Source organism: Actinacidiphila sp. DG2A-62 (genome assembly GCF_035825295.1).
Classification (GTDB): domain Bacteria; phylum Actinomycetota; class Actinomycetes; order Streptomycetales; family Streptomycetaceae; genus Actinacidiphila.
On sequence record NZ_JAYMGI010000002.1, the window covers coordinates 6440305 to 6457321 of the forward strand.

Consider the following 17017-nt stretch of genomic DNA (forward strand, 5'->3'; position numbering starts at 1 on the left):
GCCACTCGCCTCCCGCCGGACGCCGCACGAGCCTGGAGGCCATGAATGGATCAGACGTCCCCGTCGCCCGCCCGCGGCGCTCCGTGTCCGCGCGCCGCCTCACCGCCCCGCCCGCGGTCCGCGCCGCCCGCGGAGGCGCCCTGTGACCACCGGGACCCTGCGCACCGACGGCGCCGCGACCGTCCCGGCCGGCCGGCCGCGCGGCACGGCCCGCCTGGTGCTCCTCGCCTCCATCGTCGTGTCGTTCCTCGCCTCCTCCAGCGCGCCGACGCCGCTCTACGCGGTCTACGCCGACGCGTGGCACTTCTCGCCGATCACCACCACCGTGGTCTTCGGCGTGTACGCCATCGCGGTGCTGCTGGCGCTGCTCGTGCTCGGGCGGGTCTCGGACCACGTAGGCAGGCGGCCGGTTCTGCTGACCGCGCTGGCGCTGCAGATCGCGGCGATGGCCGTGTTCGCGACGGCCGGCGGCACGGCCGAGCTGTTCGTCGGCCGGGTGCTCCAGGGCGTCGCCACCGGCGGCGCGCTCGGCGCGCTGGGCGCGGCGATGCTCGACGTCGACCGGGCCCGCGGCACCCTCGCCAACGCCGCCGCGCCGGGCATGGGCACCGGCCTGGGCGCGCTGGCGTCCGGCGTGATCGTGCAGTTCCTGCCGGCGCCGACGCATCTGGTGTACCTGCTGCTGATCGCCGTGTTCGCGGCGCAGGCGGCGGGGGTGGCGCTGATGCCGGAGACCGTCGGCCGCGCGCCGGGCCTGCGGGCGTCGCTGGTACCGGAGTTGGCGGTGCCGCGGCGGCTGCGCGGGCCGGTGCTCGCGGCGGCGCCCGCGCTGTTCGCGGTGTGGGCGCTGGCCGGCTTCTACGGCGCGCTCGCGCCCGCGGTGGCCCGCCAGTTGTCCGGCTCGACGTCCGAAGTCACCGGCGGCCTCGGGCTGTTCGTGCTGGCCTTCACCGCGTCGCTGGTCACCGTCGCGCTCAACCGCGCCGCGCCGCGCACGGTGATGCTCCTCGGCATCGCGCTGCTGGTGGCCGGCTCCCTCGGCACCTGGGCGTCCACCGAGGCGTCCTCGACGGCCGGGTTCTTCCTGTGCGCGGTCGTCTCCGGGGTCGGCTTCGGCGCGGGGTTCCAGGGCGGCATCCGCACCGTCGTCCCGCTGGCCGCGCCCCACGAACGGGCCGGCGTGCTCTCCGTCCTCTACGTCGTCTGCTACTTCGGCATGGGCGTGCCGGCGGTCGCCGCGGGCGTCCTCGTCGTCCACGGCGGTGGCGGCCTGACCGGCGTCACCCGCGACTACTGCCTCTTCGTCACGGCCCTGGCGCTGTCCGCCCTCACGGCCCTCCTCCGCACCCGCCCACCCGAGCCGGTGGCACCGGCGGGCCGATGACGCCGCGCCGGCCGCCGCGGGACGGTGAGACGCGGCGGCCCAGTATCCCCGCGTGAGCTGCCACCGCCGCGCGCTGCTGATCGGACTCGCCCTCGCCCCGGCCGCGGCCTGCCTGTGGCTGACGGCGGCGACGGACACGCCGCCCCCCGCCGTGGCGCTGCCCGCCCCCGCTCCGGAGGCGGCCGGGTACTGCGCCGCGTTGCACGCCCGGCTGCCCCCGAGGTCGCGGGCCTGGCCCGCGCCGACCCGGAGCCGCACTCGGATCTGACGGCCGGCTGGGGCGCGGGCGCCGTCGTTCTGCGCTGCGGGGTGCCGCGGCCGGCCGAGGACGCGGACGCGCGGGCGGACGGCCTCGACCTGGCCGGGGTCTCCTGGTCCTTCACCCGCGCGCCCGACGGCGCCGCCCGCGTCACCACCACGCTGCGCAGGGCGTACGTCGAGGTCCGTCTCCGCGGCGCGTTCACCCACGACGCGGGCCCCCTCGCCGACCTCGCGCCCGCGATTCGCGGGAGCGTGCCCGAGGGCATCGCCTCCTGACCCGGCGGACGCGCCCTCGAAGGCGTCATGGTCTCGGGCTACCCGAGCGACGCCACCGAGAACGCCGTCCCGGCCGGTACGACCCGGCCCGGCACCTCGCCCCCGGCGGCTCGCAGGCCGCCGGGGGCCCGGCGGTTACTTGGGCGGCATGAGGACGGTGTCGATGATCTGGACGGTCGCGTTGGCGGTGCTGACGTTGCCGCAGACCACGTTGGCGGTGTTGTTCACCTTGTAGGACTCGCCGGAGCCCGAGGTGGTCAGGGTGCCCTTCTCCAGCGTGGTGTAGGTGCCGTGGGAGAGGCCGTCGGGAGCCTTCACCGGCTGGCCGACCACGTGGTACGTGAGGATCTTGGTGAGCATCGCCTTGTCGGCCAGGACCTTGTCGAGGGTGGCCTTCGGGAGCTTGTCGAAGGCGTCGTCGGTCGGCGCGAAGACGGTGATGCCCTGTGCGCTGTTGAGGGTGTCCACCAGGCCGGCCTTCTGCACCGCGGCGACCAGGGTGGACAGCGCCGGGTTGTGCGAGGCGGCGGTGGCGACCGGGTCCTTGGCCATGCCGTCGAAGCTGCCCGAGCCGGCCTTCGGCACCGCCGCGCAGCCGGGCCCGAAGGGCTCGGTCATCGCCGCGGCCGACGACGGCACGGACGACGTGGCGGGGGCCGAACTCGGCGCGGCCGGTGCGGAAGAGGACGCGGAGTCCGAGGAGTCCTTGCTGTCGGAGCAGGCGGCGAGCGCCAGTGGCAGCAGCGCGGCGGCGGAGACCGCGAGGGCGAGGCGGCGGGACTGCGTGTTCATGATGGTTGTTCTCCGGTCTTCGACTGTCGGGTACGGATGTCTTCGGGTACGGATGTCTGGGGTGGGAAGGCGGGAGCGGGCGTCGGCGCCGCGCGCCCGGGTGCGGGGCCGGACCGGGCCGGTGGTCGGTCCGGGTGCGGTGTCGGGGTCGGGCGGCCGGGTCAGGTCACGTCGACCACCACCGAGTGCCAGCCGGTCGCGCCGTCGGGGACGGTGCCGACCCGGTGTTCGGTCTGGGTCCGGCCGTCGCGGTCGGTGGCCCGGACCTCCAGCCGGTGGGTGCCGGGCGTGGCGTCCCACGTCCACGTCCACTGCCGCCAGGTGTCGGTCGTGTCCTCGGCGGCCAGCCGCGCGGTGTGCCACGCGCCGCCGTCGACGCGCACCTCCACCCGGTCGATGCCGCGGTGCTGCGCCCAGGCGACCCCGGCCACCGGCACCGGCCCCGCCTCGGGCGTGCCGAACGGCTTGGGCGTGTCGATGCGCGACTCGGCTTGATCGGGGCCCGTCGGGACCAGCCGCGTCGCACCCAGTAGGCGTCGTACGCGTCGAAGGTGGTCAGCTCCAGGTCCTTGAGCCACTTGCACGCCGACACGTAGCCGTAGAGCCCCGGTATCACCACGCGGACCGGGAAGCCGTGCGCGAACGGCAGCGGCTGCCCGTTCATGCCGACCGCGAGCATCGCGTCACGCCCGTCGAGGACCGTCTCCACCGGCGAGCCGATGGTCATGCCGTCCACGGAACGCGCCACCAGCTGGTCGGCCGGGCCGCCGCGCGAGGGGGCGCGCACGCCCGCCTCGCGCAGCAGGTCCGCCAGCCGCACCCCGATTTAGCGGGCGGTGCCCACGTAGGGGCCGCCGACTTCGTTCGAGACGCAGGTCAGCGTGATGTCACGCTCGATCAGCGGCCGGCGCAGCAGATCCTGGTAGGTGTACGTCAACGGGTGCGGCACGCCGAGTCCGTGCAGGCGCAGCCGCCATGTGGTGGCGTCCACCTTCGGGACGACCAGGGCGGTGTCGACGCGGTAGAAGCTGCCGTTGGGGGTGATGAACGGGCTGACACCGGGCACGCCCGCCTGCGCGCCGCGCGGGACCGGCGGCGCGGGGGAGGCCGGGCGCGGCAGCACGACCGCGGTGCGCGAGGCGACCGCCGCGGCGCCGCTGTGGTCGTTGAGCACCCGGCCCGCGACGCCGGCACCCGCGGAGGCGGCGGCGGTGGCCGTCGCCGCGAGGAGGAAGCCGCGGCGGTCGACGCCGGAGGGGACGGTGGGGGTGTCCGGGGCCGGCGGGCGGGCGGGTACGGCCCCGGGGGACGCGTGCGGTGCGGCGAGGCGGCCGGAGAGCAGCCACAGGACGGCGACGCCCGCGACCGCGCCGACGAGGGAGGGGAGCACGTCCAGGCGGTGGCGTTCCGGGCGGCTCCAGGCCGCGAGCACGCCGACGAGCCCGAACGCGAGGACGCCCGCGCATCCCGCGCGCCGGTACCGCAGCGCGGTCAGCCCGAGGGCCACCGCGAACAGCGCCAGGATCACCACGATGCCCAGCTGCAGGAACAGCTTGTCATCGGTGCCGAAACGGCGGACCGCGTAGTCCTTCACCGACGGCGGGGTGCGGTCGATGACCGCGCCGCCCACCGCCACGATCGGGCTCGCCTCCGGGCGGATCGCCGCGGAGACCAGTTCGGCGACGGCCAGGGACGCGGCCCCGGCCAGCAGGCCGGACAGTCCGCCCAGCGTGAGGCGCGCCGCCCGGCGCCCGCGGTGGCCCCACCGGGCCGCGCGGGACGCGCGCCCGGAGGCCGTTCCGCCCTGCTCCTCTTCGCTCATGCCGGTCATTCGGAGCAGGGCGGCGGGCGGATGGGTCTGTCATCCGATCAGGTGACGGGAGCCCGGCGACGGGGCCGGTCGGAGCCGGTTTCAGGGCTGGTTCCAGGCCGGTTTCAGGGCCGGTCAGGGCTGGTCGGGTGCGGCCCGGACCGGCCGCCCGGCCGGCGGGGGAGCCGCGGCGGCCCCGGCGTTGCGCCGGGGCACGGCGCGGAGCCCGCCGGCCGGTGGGGCACGAACGTCCGCGGCGTGTGCGGAGCGCCTGTGCGGACGTTCGTGCCCCGGTGGGCCCGGGCCCGGTGAGCCCGGTGAGCCCGTGGGCTCGGGGCCCGGTGAGCCCGGGGCTCGGTGAGCCCGGCCGGTGCGGCGGCCGAGTCAACCCCGGAGGCCGGCGCAGTCGGCGCCGTCCTCCTCCGGGTCGCCGGTGCCGAAGAGAGCCTCGATCGCATCGACCGCGCTGCCGTCGTGGTCGCTGCCGGCGTCCCCGTGGCCGGTCTGGACGTTGGCCGTCCGGTCGACCTCCAGGATCGAGTCGGAGTGCGAGTTGTCCAGCACGGTGACCAGGCTCCCGTCGGCCGACGCCGGCGCCGCCGCGCAGCCCAGGGCCGCCGTGGCCAGCAGCACCACGACCCGGGCCCGCGCCCGGGTCCCGGCCCGCTTCCGCGACCGGGTCAGGACCCGGGCCCGCGTGGCGGACGTGCTCACGCGTCGACGGTTTCGCGGGCGGGGGCGGACGCGGCGGCGGGCACGCGGTGGCGCGCGATGTTCCGCTCCAGCAGCCGGGTGGACGCCGCGACGCCGATCCCCTGCGTGTCGTCGACGGCGGGCAGCCGGCCGTCGGCGGCCTTGAGCTCGGCGAGCGCGGCGCCCACGGCCGCGTGCGCCGCGAACAGGCACGGCGTGCTGTAGATCGCGACGTCCATGCCCAGCTCGGTCAGCTCGGTCAGCGACAGCCGCGGCGACTTGCCGCCGGCGATCTGGTTGAACAGCAGCGGCTTGTCGCCGACCGCCGAGCGGATCCGCCGCATCCACTCCACGCTGCGCACGCCGTCCACCAGCACGACGTCCGCGTCGGTGGCGGCCAGCCGCTCGGCCCTGAGCAGGATGTCCTGCTCCTCCGTCGCGTCCGTGCGGGCCACCACCACCAGGTCCCTGCGGGTGGCGAGCACCATCTCCAGCTTCTCCAGATACTCCTCCAGCGGCAGCACCTGCTTGCCGTCGGCGTGCCCGCAGCGGCGCGGACGCTTCTGGTCCTCCAGGATCACCCCCGAGGCGCCGATCCGCTCCAGCCCCTCCACCACGTGGCAGGCGACCTCCGGGTCGACGTAGCCGTCGTCGATGTCCACCAGCAGGTGGTGGTCGGGGAAGGCGCCGCGCAGCCGCTGGACGAACGCGACCATGTCCGGCCAGGCGATGAAGCCGATGTCGGGCAGCCCGTAGTACGACGCGGCGAACCCGAAGCCGGAGACGAACATCCCGTCGAAGTGCTCGGCGGCCAGCGACGCCGAGTACATGTCGTAGACGCCGATCAGGGGGGTCGTCCCCGGCGAGGCGATCGCCTCGCGCAGGGTGCGGCCGTAGTTCGTCTTCATGATGACTCCTTGAGAGTTGAACAACGCCCGGACCGGGCGCAGTTGCAGGTGAGGCCGTGGTGAACCGCGGCCCATTGCCAAACCAATACGTTTCCTGTGCTTTCTCTTGATTCATAGTTGGGGAAGCCGTGAGTCACTCGCGTGGCGTAGGGCGTTCACCGCAGAAACGTCACGCGGTTCGGCCGCCCGCACGACCGCCGCCGCGCGCTACCACGCGGACCGATCCCCGGTGCGAAGTGCGCGGCTTTTTCGGCCAAGTTCGCGGAACGCCCGCGCGGGAGGGCCCGGTTCGGGCACAGTCGGTACATGAACGGCTACCAGGACGGCGTGCCCGGATACCTGACCATCAGAGTGACCCCGCAGGACGGGCCGATCGCGGCCTTCGCCGACCAGGAGGCGTGGGCGGCGCGGCAGCGCTACCCGCACCTGCACGGCGTGGGCGTCGCCGAGTACTTCTGGGCGCGCGAACGCGACCTGGGCGGCTGGGAGTTGTCCGAGCACAGCGGGAGCTGGCCGCAGCAGGCCAGGGACATGCTGGGCTCGCACTTCCGGCTGCGGGCCAAGGCGGCGCGCGACGCCGGCGACTTGTCCGCCGCGCGGTCCTGGCAGCGCGCCGCCGAGCGGATGGACCGGGCCGTCGTGGACGACATCGCCGTGTGCGGGGAGCGGTTCAAGGTCGTGCGGGTCTCGCACTTCATCCGCTCGGGCGACAGCGGCCCCGAGCCGCCCCGCCCCTCCGACCCCGACCCGGGCGAGGTCGGCGAGTCGCACCAAGTGCCGTCGCGCACCAAGGGGTTCGTGGTGGACCCGTACATCGGCACGGGGCTGTCCGACGGCATCCTCAAGCTGGACCTGGTGCGGTTCGTGCCGGTGCTGGAGGGCGCGCCGGAGGAGATCAACGAGGACGCGCGGCGGGCCGTGCGCGCCTACCCGGGCGGGGTCCTGCTCCCGGCGGCGTATCTCGTCTCCGTCCGGCGGGACGGCGGCTGGGAGTACCACCAGCCCGGCTCCACGCACGCGACCCCGCAGGGCGCGCGGGACGCGCTGGCGGTGTGGCTGCGGGTGGCGGCGCCGGTGACGCTGCGTCTGTCCGAGGAGTTGACCGAGGTGTACGCGGCGGCGGCCGACCGGCTGGACGAGAAGCGCTCCAACACCCTGAGCGTGGACGGCCACCGGTTCCGGGTGACCCGCGTCGAACGCCTCGCCCGGATCGGCCCGGACGGCCCCGAGGGCCCGCGCCCCTCCGACTTCGACCCCGAGGAGCCGGTCGACGTCCAGAGCGAACGGCTGCGCAGGGAAGGCGTCATCGACGAGGAGGGCAACGATCTGAGACCGCTCCCGCGCCCGTCCGAGCAGCCCGCGCCCCCCGGCCCGAACCTGCGCGACCTGTGGGAGAAGGAGAAGGAGCGGGTGCGCCGGCTCCAGGAACGCCGCGCGCGCGAAGCCGGCACGCCCGGCCCGGAGCCGGACACCCCGGCCGGGTAGGTCCGCCGCCGGGGAAGGTCTTTACAACGTTAGAGGAAACCGGTCACGGGTCTTGACGCGCCGCATCACGCGGTGCGGAAATGAGGTGCCCAGAAATTACATCGTTGTAGAGCCGCGCGGGTCGACGTGTGCCCCCGCCCTGCGGGCGCGGCTCTCGCGCGACCGGAGGACCCGCTGTGAGGATGCGCAGAGCCGGCGGAGCGGTGGCGATCGTCGCCGCGTTCGCCGCCGTTGCCGGAACGACCGCCACGGCCGGAGCGGTCACCGCCGGAGGGACGGGGGCGGCGGCCGGCCGGGGAGGGGGCGCACCCGCGGCCGCCGCCGACCCGTGGACGCTGACCAGCACCGCCTACGCGGCCCAGGACATCACCAGGACCCCGTTCGTCGGCAACGGCTATCTGGCCGAGCGGCTGCCCGCCGTCGGCCAGGGGTACCAGGGCGACCTCGGGCCCAGCGGCTACCAGTTGGACCAGCAGCCCAAGCAGCGGCTGACCACCTCCCTGGTCGCGGGCGTCTACAACAAGGGCCTGACGCCCTCGGTTCCGGGCATGGAGTACATGGCCTCGCTGCCGACCTGGAGCACGATGGCCCTCGGCGTGGCCGGGCACACCCTCGACGCGACCGTGCCGCAGACCCAGCTCAGCGGCTACCAGCAGCGGTTGGACCTCGCGCACGGCGCCGTCACCACCTCCATGACCTGGACGCCGGAGGCCGGCAGGGCCACCGCCGTACGCGTCGAGGTGCTCGCCAACCGCGCGCAGGAGCACCTCGCGCAGGTCCGGCTCACCGTCACCCCGCAGTGGACCGGCGACCTCTCGCTGGCCGCGCTGCTCGACGGCGCCGGCGCCCAGGGCATCGACGCCACCTCCCGCGCCGTCACCACCGCGACGGACACCGCGACCGTCCAGCTCAGCACGCCGGGCGACGGCACCCGGGTGGTGGAGACGCAGACCCTGGTGGCCGGACCGGGCACCAGGGTCTCGGCGCGCACCGCCGTCGAGCCGGCCGCCGTCGCCGCCACCGCGGGCGAGAACTGGACGATCCCGGTCGCCGCGGGCGGCACGTACACCGTCACCAAGTACGTCGGCATCGCGACCTCGAACGACGCGACCGCGAACGCCCCCGGCCGCACGGCCGGAGCGGCGGACCTCCGCGACCCCGCCCGCACCGCGGCCCGCGCCGTCCAGGACGCCGTCCGGCAGGGCTGGCCGAAGCTCACCGCGCGGCACGACGCCGCCTGGGCGGCGCTGTGGAAACCGAACATCCTGGCCGGGGACGACGCCGACCTGCAGGCCGACGTCAACATGTCCTACTACACGCTCTACTCCAGCCTGCGCGCGGGCAGTTCGTGGAGCATCGCGCCGGCCGGGCTGACCAGCCTGGACTACAACGGCGAGATCTTCTGGGACGCCGACACCTGGATGTTCCCCTCGCTGCTCGCCTTCCACCCCGAACTCGCCGAGTCGGTGGTGATGTTCCGCTCCCGCACCCGCGCCCGGGCGGAGGCCGACGCGAAGGCCAACGGCTACGACGGCGGGATCTGGGCCTGGGACAACGGGCCCGGCGGCGACTGCGGCGACCTCGGCCACCCCATGTGCGTGACCTTCGAGGACCACCTGGAGAGCGACATCGCGCTCGCGCAGTGGCAGTACTACCAGGCCACCGGCGACACCGCCTGGCTGAAGGACTACGGCTACCCGGTGCTGAAGGACGTCGCCGCGTTCTGGGCGAGCCGGGTCACGCCAGGCGCGGACGGCGCGTACCACATCGTGGGCGTCACCGGCCCCGACGAGTACCACGAGCACGTCACCGACAACGCCACCACCAACGCCGGCGCGGTCGTCGCCCTGCGGAACGCCGCCGCCGCGGCGGCCGTGGTGCACCAGACCCCCGACCCCGCGTGGACCCGGATCGCCGACCGGATCGCGGTGCCCACCGACGCCGACGGCAGCCACCCCGAGTACGCCGGCTACACGAACCAGACCGCCAAGCAGGCCGACACGGTCATGCTCACCTACCCGCTGGGCTACGTCACCGACCCGGCGTCCGCCGCGGCCGACCTGGACCGCTACATGCCGGTCACCGACGTCAACGGACCGGCGATGACGCACTCGGTGGAGTCGGTGATCGCCGCGCGGATCCAGCAGCCCGGCTGCCTGGCCGACACCCTCTTCGAGAACGCCTACCGGCCGTATCTCAAGGGCCCGTTCCGCCAGTTCGCGGAGACCCAGGGGGACGTGCCGCTGCAAGGCGGCGGCTACGGCCCGGCGTTCACCTTCGCCACCGGCGCCGGCGGGTTCCTGCAGACCTTCGTCCAGGGGTTCGGCGGTCTGCGGTGGGGCGCCGACAGCCTGGCGCTGGCCCCGACCCTGCCGCCGCAGCTCGGATCGGGCATCACCCTGGCCGGGCTCGCGTACCACGGCAGCAGGCTGAGCGTGCGCATCGGCGCGACGACCACCACGGTCACCCTCGACTCGGGCCGGCCGGTCGCGCTCAGCACGCCGGACGGCGCCAGGACGGTCACCCACGGCCGCCCGGTGACGCTCAGGACGGCCCGCCCCGACCTCGACCCGACCGACGACCTCGCGCGCTGCGGGACCGCCTCCGCCGACTCCGCGCTGCCGGCCCAGTACGCCGCGGGCGCCGTGGACGGCAACGACACCACCACGTGGACCGCGGCCGCCGGCGCCTCCTCCCTCCAGGTCGCGCTGACCGGCCGCGACGCGGTCGACCACCTCCACGTCCGGTGGGGCGCCACCCGCCCCGACACCTACACCGTCGAGGTCCAGGACGGCGCGGGCGCGGCCTGGCGGCAGGTGGACCAGGGCAGCGTCCCGGCCGTGGGCGACCTGGCGGCGCACTGGAGCCGTACGCAGGCCACCGCGGTGCGGCTGTCGTTCGCCGGCGCGGTGCCGGCGGCGGTCGCCTCGCTGAGCGTGCCCCGCGCACGGGCCGCCGACCTCACGGCGACGCTGGCGGCCGAGGGCGCCTCGCCCGGGAAGCCCACCACCGTGCGGCTGACCCTCGCCTCCGTCGGCGGCGCCGACGCCCGCCACGTGGTGAGCGCCCTGCGGGTGCCGGCCGGCTGGCAGGTCAGCCCCGACCCCGCGCCGATCACCATCGCCCAGAGCGGCCACGCCGACCAGCAGTGGACCGTCACCCCGCCGGCCGGTCAGGCCACCACGGCCGCCCGCATCACCGCCAGCACCGCCTGGGACGGCACCGCGGGACGCGACACGACCACCGCCGCTGCCGTCCTGCCGGTCGTGACGCCCTCGCCGCTCGGCGCGACGATCGAGGCGGAGGCCGGCGCGCTCAGCGGCGGCGCCCAGGTCGCGGGCGACCACGGCGGCTACACCGGCAGCGGTTTCGTGGCCGGCTGGTACGCCGGGGCCGCCGACACCGTCGCGGTGCACGTCCCGGCCGCCGGACCCCGTACCGTCACCGTCCGCTACGCCAACTCCCTGGGCGGACAGCGGCCGCCGCTGCAGAACGTCACCCGCACGATCACCCTCGACGCCGGCGGCTCCCGGCAGCAGGTCCAGCTGCCCGTCACCGGGAGCTGGGACACCTGGTCGACCGTCAGCGTCCCGGTCGACCTCCCCGCCGGGGACGTGCCGATCACCCTCACCGTCGGACCGGCCGACTCCGGCAGCGTCAACATCGACAGCCTGACCGTCGACTGACGGGCGGTCGGCCCGCCCGGGAGGGGTCCCGGGCGGGCCGCCTAGCGTGGAGCGCGACGGCGCGCGGGGGCCGGGCAGGGAGGAAGGGCGGGTGGCGGACCGGCCGGCGCGGGAGTGGGACGCACAGGTGGCGCGGCTCGCGGTGGAGAGGGCGCGGGCGCAGCAGGACCGCCGCTCGCCGCGCGGCCGCCGGAGGCGACTGGTCCGCCGCCTGGCCCTGGCGGGGACCGGGGCGGTACTGGCCCTGTGCCTCCACCACAGCCCCTACAAGCCCACCGTCCCGGTCTGTGACGAGAAACCGATGCGGCGCGGGGACCTGTGCATGGTCATCGCCCACGGCAGCCCCGGCTCGGGCACCTTCGACTACGACCAGATGCAGGCCCGGGCCCGGCACGCGCACGACGAGGACGACACCGCCGTGACCGTCATGAACGACGTGGGCTGGGCGGCGCTGTCGATCGGCGGCCTCGCCGCGCTCATGTCGGCGGCGGGAGCGCTGCGCGGCCGGCCGTGGGGCAGGCCGGCGGACCGGCCCTGCCCGCGCTGCGGCCGGGCGACGCTGCGCGAGCGCCACGTCGGGGTGACGGCGCCCGCAGGGCGCACGGCGCAGGTGCGGCTGGTGACGCTCTGCACCGCGGAGTGCGGCCACGCCGAGACGCGGGCCGCGCGGGACCTGACGGCGCAGGTGGTCAACCGGGGCGAGCCGCGCTGACGTCAGCCGCCGCCCGCGCCCGACGTTCGGGCCGGCCTCAGCGCGGTGACGGGACGACGCGGATGCCGACCGTTCCCTTCGTGCCGCGCCGCAGCCGGCTGGCGAGGAGCACCAGGCGGCCGGACAGGCCGTACTTGCGGGCGATCTCGGCGCGGTAGCGCGCCGTGGTCCGCGCGTCGCAGATCTCGGCGGTCGCCTCGACCTGCGCGCCGGTGGGGTTGCCGCGGATGTCGCACGGGCCCACGAGGACGTCCGCGCGGGCCCGGACGCGCCGCACCTTCCAGGAGTCCGCCACCGTCCAGACGCCCAGGGCCGCGCCGTCGCGCACCACCCAGACCGGGGTCGAGACGGCGCTTCCGTCGGCGCGGTAACTGGTGAGCAGCAGGTACCTGCCCGCTGCGAGCGTGCTGACCGTCGTGTCGTCCATGGCGCGCTCCCAAGCCCGTTCCTGCGGCGCTTCATGCCGGGTCCGCTCCATCGTACCCGGCCTTACTTGACAGAGATGACGGATTCTGTCCACTCTGCCAAGTACCGGAGACCCGACGGAAGGGACACCGTGGCCGGGGAGCAGGGCGGCGCATCGCCGCGGACGCGCGTCCCGCGCGGGGCGGGCGGAACCGGCCGGGCCGAGGACATGCTGTCCGCGGCCCAGGGAGTGTTCCTGCGCTTCGGCTACCGCAAGACGTCGATGGACGAGGTCGCCCGGGCGGCCGGCCTGTCGCGCCAGGGCCTCTACCTGCACTTCGCCACCAAGCAGGAGCTGTTCCACGCGGTCGTCACGCGCATGGTCGACGCGGTCCGCACGGCCGCGCTCGCCGCGCTGGAACGCGCCGACCTGAGCGTTCCGGAACGGCTCCTGCGCGCCCTGACCGCCCTGGCGGGGGACGCCGGGGGACTGGGCGGCGGCGCCGCGAGCGACCTCCTGCGGGCGGCGGACGCGCAGGCCGGGCCGCTGCTCGACCAGGCGCGCACCGAGATCGTCGCGGCCATGGCCGCGCTCCTGGAACGCAGCGGCGCCGCCGCGCCGTGGCGGGACGCCGGACTCACCGCGACGGACCTGGCCGAGCACCTCTACCTGTTGCACCCCGCCGTCGCCCGGTCCGGCGAGGACCCCGCGCGGCAGCGCGAGCGACTCGCCGTCGCCGTCCGCATCGTCACGCGCGGCCGCACCGGCTGAACCCCTGCCCGGCCGTACCGCCTGATCCGCGCGCGGCGCCGCCCGAACCATGCGGGCGGCGCCCGAACCATGCGGGCGGCGCCCGAACCAGGCGGGAGCCGCCCGGCCGCGGCGGGACCCCGTCCGTCCCCGTCCGTCCCGCGCGGCGCCGGCCTCGCCGGCGACCGCCTACACCAGGGTGACCACGATCTTGCCGTGGACGCGGCGGCCGGACTGGAGCCGCACGGCCTCCTGTATCCGCTCGAGGGGAAACGTCTCGGCGATCGGCACGGTGAGCTCGCCGGCCGCGATGGCACCGGTGATGTGCGTCAGATCCTCCGGGCTCGCGTCGAAGCCGCTGGTGGCGCGCACGCCCTGCGGGGGGTTGGGCGCCGCGATCGTGGCGATCCGCTCCGCGGGGACGCCCAGCGCCAGCGCCGCCTCGGCCGTTTCCGTGCCGAACAGGTCGATGGCCGCGCTGACGCCCCCGGGGACCGTCGCGCGCACGCGGTCCTCCAGGCCGGGGCCGTAGGCGACCGGCTCGGCGCCGAGCCCCCGCAGGAAGTCGAAGGTGCCTTCGGATGCGGTGCCGATCACCCGGGCGCCCGCGAGCCGGGCGAGCTGGACGGCGAACACGCCGACGCCGCCGGCGGCTCCGCCGATCAGGACGGTGTCGCCGGCCTTCACGCCAGTCGCCGTCAGCGCCGCCGACGCCGTCAGTCCGGCCACCGCGAGGGTGCTGGCCACCTCGTCGCTGACCTCGGCCGGCGTGTGCCGCAGGGCGTTCGCGCCGGACGGGTCGATCACGACGAAATCGGCGGCGGCCTGGGCCGTCGCGGCGCCGTAGACGCGATCGCCCACCGCGAAGTCGGCGACTCCGGCGCCGACCTCGTCCACGGTGCCCGCGAAGTCGGTGGCGAACCCGGCCGGCAGGGTGATCCCGAACCGCTGTGCCGCCTCGGGCACGGAGGAGAGCACCCAGTCCATCGGGTTGAGTCCGACCGCGGTCACCCGGACGCGGACCTCGCCCGCGCCCGCGTGCGGCTCCGGTACCTCGCGCAGTTCCAGTACCTCGGGGCCTCCGAAGGTGTCGTACACGACGGCTCGGCTCATGACGCGCTCCAGACAGTGAAGGGATGGTTGGTGATGGGAGTTTGTCCCATCACCGTACCACGTGACGGGACTTTCTCCCATGGCCTAGGCTGCTGGCATGGCGAGGTGGCAACCCAACACACCCCAGCGGCTGGCGCTGGCGGCGCTCACCCTGTTCGCGGAGCGCGGTTACGACGCGACCACGGTCAACGACATCGCCGAGCGGGCCGGGCTGACGAAGAGCACCTTCTTCCGGCACTGCAACGACAAGCGCGAGGTCCTCTTCCTCGGCCGGGACGTCATGGCGTCCCGGCTGGCGGACGCCGTCCGCGCCACCTCGGCCGCCACGCCCCCGGCCGACGTCCTCGCGGCCGTGCTCGACGCGGTCGCCGCCTTCTTCCCGCCGGAGCGCCGCGCCACGGCGGCCACCCGGGCGACGGTCGTCGCCTCGCACGCCGAGCTGCGCGAACGCGAACTGCTCAAGGGTGCGGAGCTGGCGGGCGTGATCGAGAACGCGGCACGGGAGCAGGGCCGCGGGGAGACCGCCGCCCGGTTCCTGGCCGCGCTCGGGCTCCTCGCGTTCGACATCACCTACCACCGCTGGATCGCGGACCCCGAGGAGCGCGGCTACCGCGACCACGCCGCCGAGACCCTGGCCGAGCTCGCCGAGCAGGCGAGCGCACTGCTGCCCGGCGCGGACCGCCCTGTGAGCGGCGCGCCGCACTGAGCACGGCCGACGGCGGAACTCCTCAGACGCGGGCGGCGGCCATCGCCTTCCGGACGGCTTCCAGGCCCGTGGCGTGGTCGACGACCGGCCGGTAGCCGAGGTCGATCACCGCCTTGTCCGTGCGCAGGGTGCACTGCTGTCCGAGGAACCACCGGGCGGGTACGGGGATCTGGTCCGCCGCGGTCTCGGCGTCCATGTCGGGGACCGCGGCGTCGACGCCGTGGATCGCGAAGTGCGCCTCCAGGAACGCGCGGAGGGTGACGCGGTGCAGGTCGGTGACGAAGTACGCCTGGCCCGGCCGGCCGCGCTGCCAGCCGAGCACGAGCCCCTCGACGGCGTTGTCGACGTACGTCACGTCGGTGGTGTGCCGGCCCCCGTCGATCCAGGCCAGCCGCCCCGCCTTCGCGGCGGCGACCAGGCCGTCGACGAGGGAACTGTGGGGTCCCCAGACGAACCGGGGGCGGATCGACACCGTGGCGAAGCCGGGGGCGTCGGCGTCGAGCACGATCTTCTCGGCCGCGGCCTTCGTGGCGCTGTAGGCGGCCGGCGAGTCGGGCCGCAGCGGCGCGGTCTCGTCGACGTCCACGAGCGGGGCGCCGGCCAGGAGCGCGGCCTCGCTCCCGCAGTGGACGAACCGCGGGACGCCGGCGTGGCGAGCGGCGTCGACGGCCGCCCGGGTGCCGCGCACCGTCACCAGCTCGTGGCGGTCCCGGTCCGCGGTGATGTCCGTCTCGGCCGCGAGGTGGAACACCACCTCGCGGCCCCTCAGCGCGTCCTGCCAGGTCAGTGGGTCGGTCAACTCGCCCCGCACCGGCTCCGCGCCCAGCGCCGAGACCTTCGCGGCCGCTGCCTCGCTGCGCACCAGGGCGCCCACCGAGTGCCCCGCGCCGACGAGTCGGCGTACCAGTGCCCGGCCGATGAACCCGGAACCGCCGGTGACGAACACGCGTGCCATGGATCGCTCCTTCGCTCTGTGGGAGGCCCCGGCTCCGTGCGAACCCTTCGCCGGCCCGGCGCATCGGCCTCGTGGAGTAGAGCAACCGGGCCCGACCAGAGCTTCCCTCGATGCCACTCATGCTTCGACGGGCTGCGATAACGTTTATGAATGGCTTCACTGCGGGCACTGGAGTGCCTCGTCGCCGTCGCGGACTCCGGGTCGATCACGCGGGCCGCGCTGCTGCTGCACTCGTCGCAGCCCGCCGTCTCCCACCAGCTCGCCTCGCTGGAACGCGAGACCCGTACCGCGCTGCTGCGCCGCGAGCCCCGGGGGGTCAAGCTCACCGCCGCGGGGCGCGCCGCCGTCGCCGACGCCAGGCGGGCGATCGAGGCGGCCGACGCCGCGGTCCGGTCGGCGCGCGCCGCGGGCCAGGCGGCCGGAGGAGTCCTGCGGGTGGTCTGCGCGCAGAGCCTGACGGTGCCGCTGCTCGCCGCCGTCGTACGGCAGTGGCACCGCCGCCGCCCGGAGGTCGCGATCACGCTGCGGGAGTCCACGTCGATGGACGAGACGCTCGGCCTCGTGGACTCCGACGAGGTCGATCTGGCGGTGCTGCCCGCTCCCCCGGCCGGGCGCTTCACCGTCACCGTCCTCGCCGAGGAGGAGATCGTCCTGGCGGCGCCCGCCGACCACCCGCTGGCCGGGCAGCCGGCCGTGCGTCTCGCGGACCTCGACGGCGCGCCGCTCGTGCACTTCGCACCGGACAACGGGCTCAGCGGCTGGCTCGACCAGTCCCTGGCCCGGGCGGGGGTCCACCCGCAGACGGTGATGAGGACCTCGGTGACCGCGACGGCGCCGCAGCTCGCCGCCGCCGGGCTGGGCGTCGCCGTGTGTCCCGTGAGCGCGGTCGGCCAGGGTTTTCCGGGAGCGGTGCGGTCGTTCTCGCCGCGCTGGGTCAGGCAGGTGGCGGCGGTGACGGCCACGGAACCGGAACCGCTGGTCGCGCGGTTCGTCGCCGACCTGCGCGGGCACGGCGTGAGCGTGCCCCGCGACGTGCGCGACCAGCTGTCGGCGCGGCCGTCGCCGCCTTGACGGCGCGGC

15 protein-coding genes and 1 pseudogene are annotated in these 17017 nt (G+C 75.5%); 9 read left to right on the forward strand and 7 right to left on the reverse strand.

Going from position 1 to position 17017, the window contains the following annotated elements; translation table 11 throughout:
- The first annotated feature begins 142 nt into the window (after positions 1-142).
- Genes VSR01_RS29020 through VSR01_RS29030 form a run of 3 tightly spaced genes read left to right on the forward strand, consistent with a single transcriptional unit; the run spans position 143 to position 1921 of the window.
- Entirely contained in the window at positions 143-1384 is a 1242-nt protein-coding gene (locus tag VSR01_RS29020; RefSeq protein ID WP_326452027.1) for an MFS transporter, read from the forward strand.
- Between the two features lie 52 nt (positions 1385-1436).
- Positions 1437-1652 carry a hypothetical protein gene (locus VSR01_RS29025; RefSeq protein WP_326454021.1) on the forward strand — a complete coding sequence of 72 codons (216 nt, stop codon included), beginning with the start codon at positions 1437-1439 and terminating at the stop codon, positions 1650-1652.
- Entirely contained in the window at positions 1649-1921 is a 273-nt protein-coding gene (locus VSR01_RS29030; protein ID WP_326453874.1) for a DUF3515 family protein, read from the forward strand. The genes VSR01_RS29025 and VSR01_RS29030 overlap by 4 nt, the downstream gene beginning before the upstream one ends.
- A 135-nt stretch (positions 1922-2056) precedes the next feature.
- Here the strand turns inward: VSR01_RS29030 and VSR01_RS29035 are convergent, their stop codons facing one another.
- The 4 genes and pseudogenes from VSR01_RS29035 to VSR01_RS29050 all read right to left on the reverse strand — a co-directional run bounded on the left by VSR01_RS29035 (position 2057) and on the right by VSR01_RS29050 (position 6124).
- Entirely contained in the window at positions 2057-2713 is a 657-nt protein-coding gene (locus tag VSR01_RS29035) for a fasciclin domain-containing protein (protein ID WP_326452028.1), read from the reverse strand.
- 161 nt (positions 2714-2874) lie between these two features.
- Positions 2875-4535 (reverse strand): annotated as a pseudogene (locus VSR01_RS29040) (molybdopterin-dependent oxidoreductase).
- Between the two features lie 372 nt (positions 4536-4907).
- Positions 4908-5237 (reverse strand): hypothetical protein, encoded by a 330-nt coding sequence (locus tag VSR01_RS29045; RefSeq protein ID WP_326452029.1) that lies wholly within the window; start codon positions 5235-5237, stop codon positions 4908-4910.
- Positions 5234-6124: an isocitrate lyase/PEP mutase family protein gene (locus VSR01_RS29050; RefSeq protein WP_326452030.1), complete on the reverse strand. Its 891-nt coding sequence runs from the start codon at positions 6122-6124 to the stop codon at positions 5234-5236. Before VSR01_RS29050 ends, VSR01_RS29045 begins: the two co-directional genes overlap by 4 nt.
- 306 nt (positions 6125-6430) lie before the next feature.
- On the opposite strand from VSR01_RS29050, the gene VSR01_RS29055 reads away from it, so the two are divergent.
- From VSR01_RS29055 to VSR01_RS29065, 3 genes are all read left to right on the forward strand, one after another.
- On the forward strand, positions 6431-7609 hold the full coding sequence (locus VSR01_RS29055) for a DUF5954 family protein (protein ID WP_326452031.1): 1179 nt from the start codon (positions 6431-6433) through the stop codon (positions 7607-7609).
- A 182-nt stretch (positions 7610-7791) separates the two neighbouring features.
- Positions 7792-11295 carry an NEW3 domain-containing protein gene (locus VSR01_RS29060; protein ID WP_326453875.1) on the forward strand — a complete coding sequence of 1168 codons (3504 nt, stop codon included), beginning with the start codon at positions 7792-7794 and terminating at the stop codon, positions 11293-11295.
- A 91-nt stretch (positions 11296-11386) separates the two neighbouring features.
- A complete protein-coding gene (locus tag VSR01_RS29065) occupies positions 11387-12007 on the forward strand; it encodes a hypothetical protein (protein WP_326452032.1) in 621 nt (206 codons plus the stop codon).
- Between the two features lie 37 nt (positions 12008-12044).
- Here the strand turns inward: VSR01_RS29065 and VSR01_RS29070 are convergent, their stop codons facing one another.
- Entirely contained in the window at positions 12045-12434 is a 390-nt protein-coding gene (locus VSR01_RS29070) for a PPOX class F420-dependent oxidoreductase (RefSeq protein ID WP_326452033.1), read from the reverse strand.
- A 129-nt stretch (positions 12435-12563) separates the two neighbouring features.
- On the opposite strand from VSR01_RS29070, the gene VSR01_RS29075 reads away from it, so the two are divergent.
- Positions 12564-13184 carry a TetR/AcrR family transcriptional regulator gene (locus VSR01_RS29075; protein ID WP_326452034.1) on the forward strand — a complete coding sequence of 207 codons (621 nt, stop codon included), beginning with the start codon at positions 12564-12566 and terminating at the stop codon, positions 13182-13184.
- A gap of 168 nt (positions 13185-13352) precedes the next feature.
- Here VSR01_RS29075 and VSR01_RS29080 read toward each other — a convergent pair whose 3' ends face one another.
- The gene (locus VSR01_RS29080; RefSeq protein WP_326452035.1) at positions 13353-14276 is read right to left on the reverse strand and encodes an NADP-dependent oxidoreductase; all 924 of its coding nucleotides are present in this window, start codon (positions 14274-14276) and stop codon (positions 13353-13355) included.
- Between the two features lie 97 nt (positions 14277-14373).
- On the opposite strand from VSR01_RS29080, the gene VSR01_RS29085 reads away from it, so the two are divergent.
- Positions 14374-14982 (forward strand): TetR/AcrR family transcriptional regulator, encoded by a 609-nt coding sequence (locus VSR01_RS29085; RefSeq protein ID WP_326452036.1) that lies wholly within the window; start codon positions 14374-14376, stop codon positions 14980-14982.
- A 22-nt stretch (positions 14983-15004) separates the two neighbouring features.
- On the opposite strand, the gene VSR01_RS29090 is transcribed toward VSR01_RS29085, so the two are convergent.
- Complete coding sequence (locus VSR01_RS29090; protein ID WP_326452037.1) at positions 15005-15937, reverse strand: NAD-dependent epimerase/dehydratase family protein; 933 nt, start codon at positions 15935-15937, stop codon at positions 15005-15007.
- 150 nt (positions 15938-16087) lie between these two features.
- Between VSR01_RS29090 and VSR01_RS29095 the strand changes: the two genes are divergently transcribed.
- The gene (locus VSR01_RS29095; protein ID WP_326452038.1) at positions 16088-17008 is read left to right on the forward strand and encodes a LysR family transcriptional regulator; all 921 of its coding nucleotides are present in this window, start codon (positions 16088-16090) and stop codon (positions 17006-17008) included.
- Positions 17009-17017: the final 9 nt, after the last annotated feature.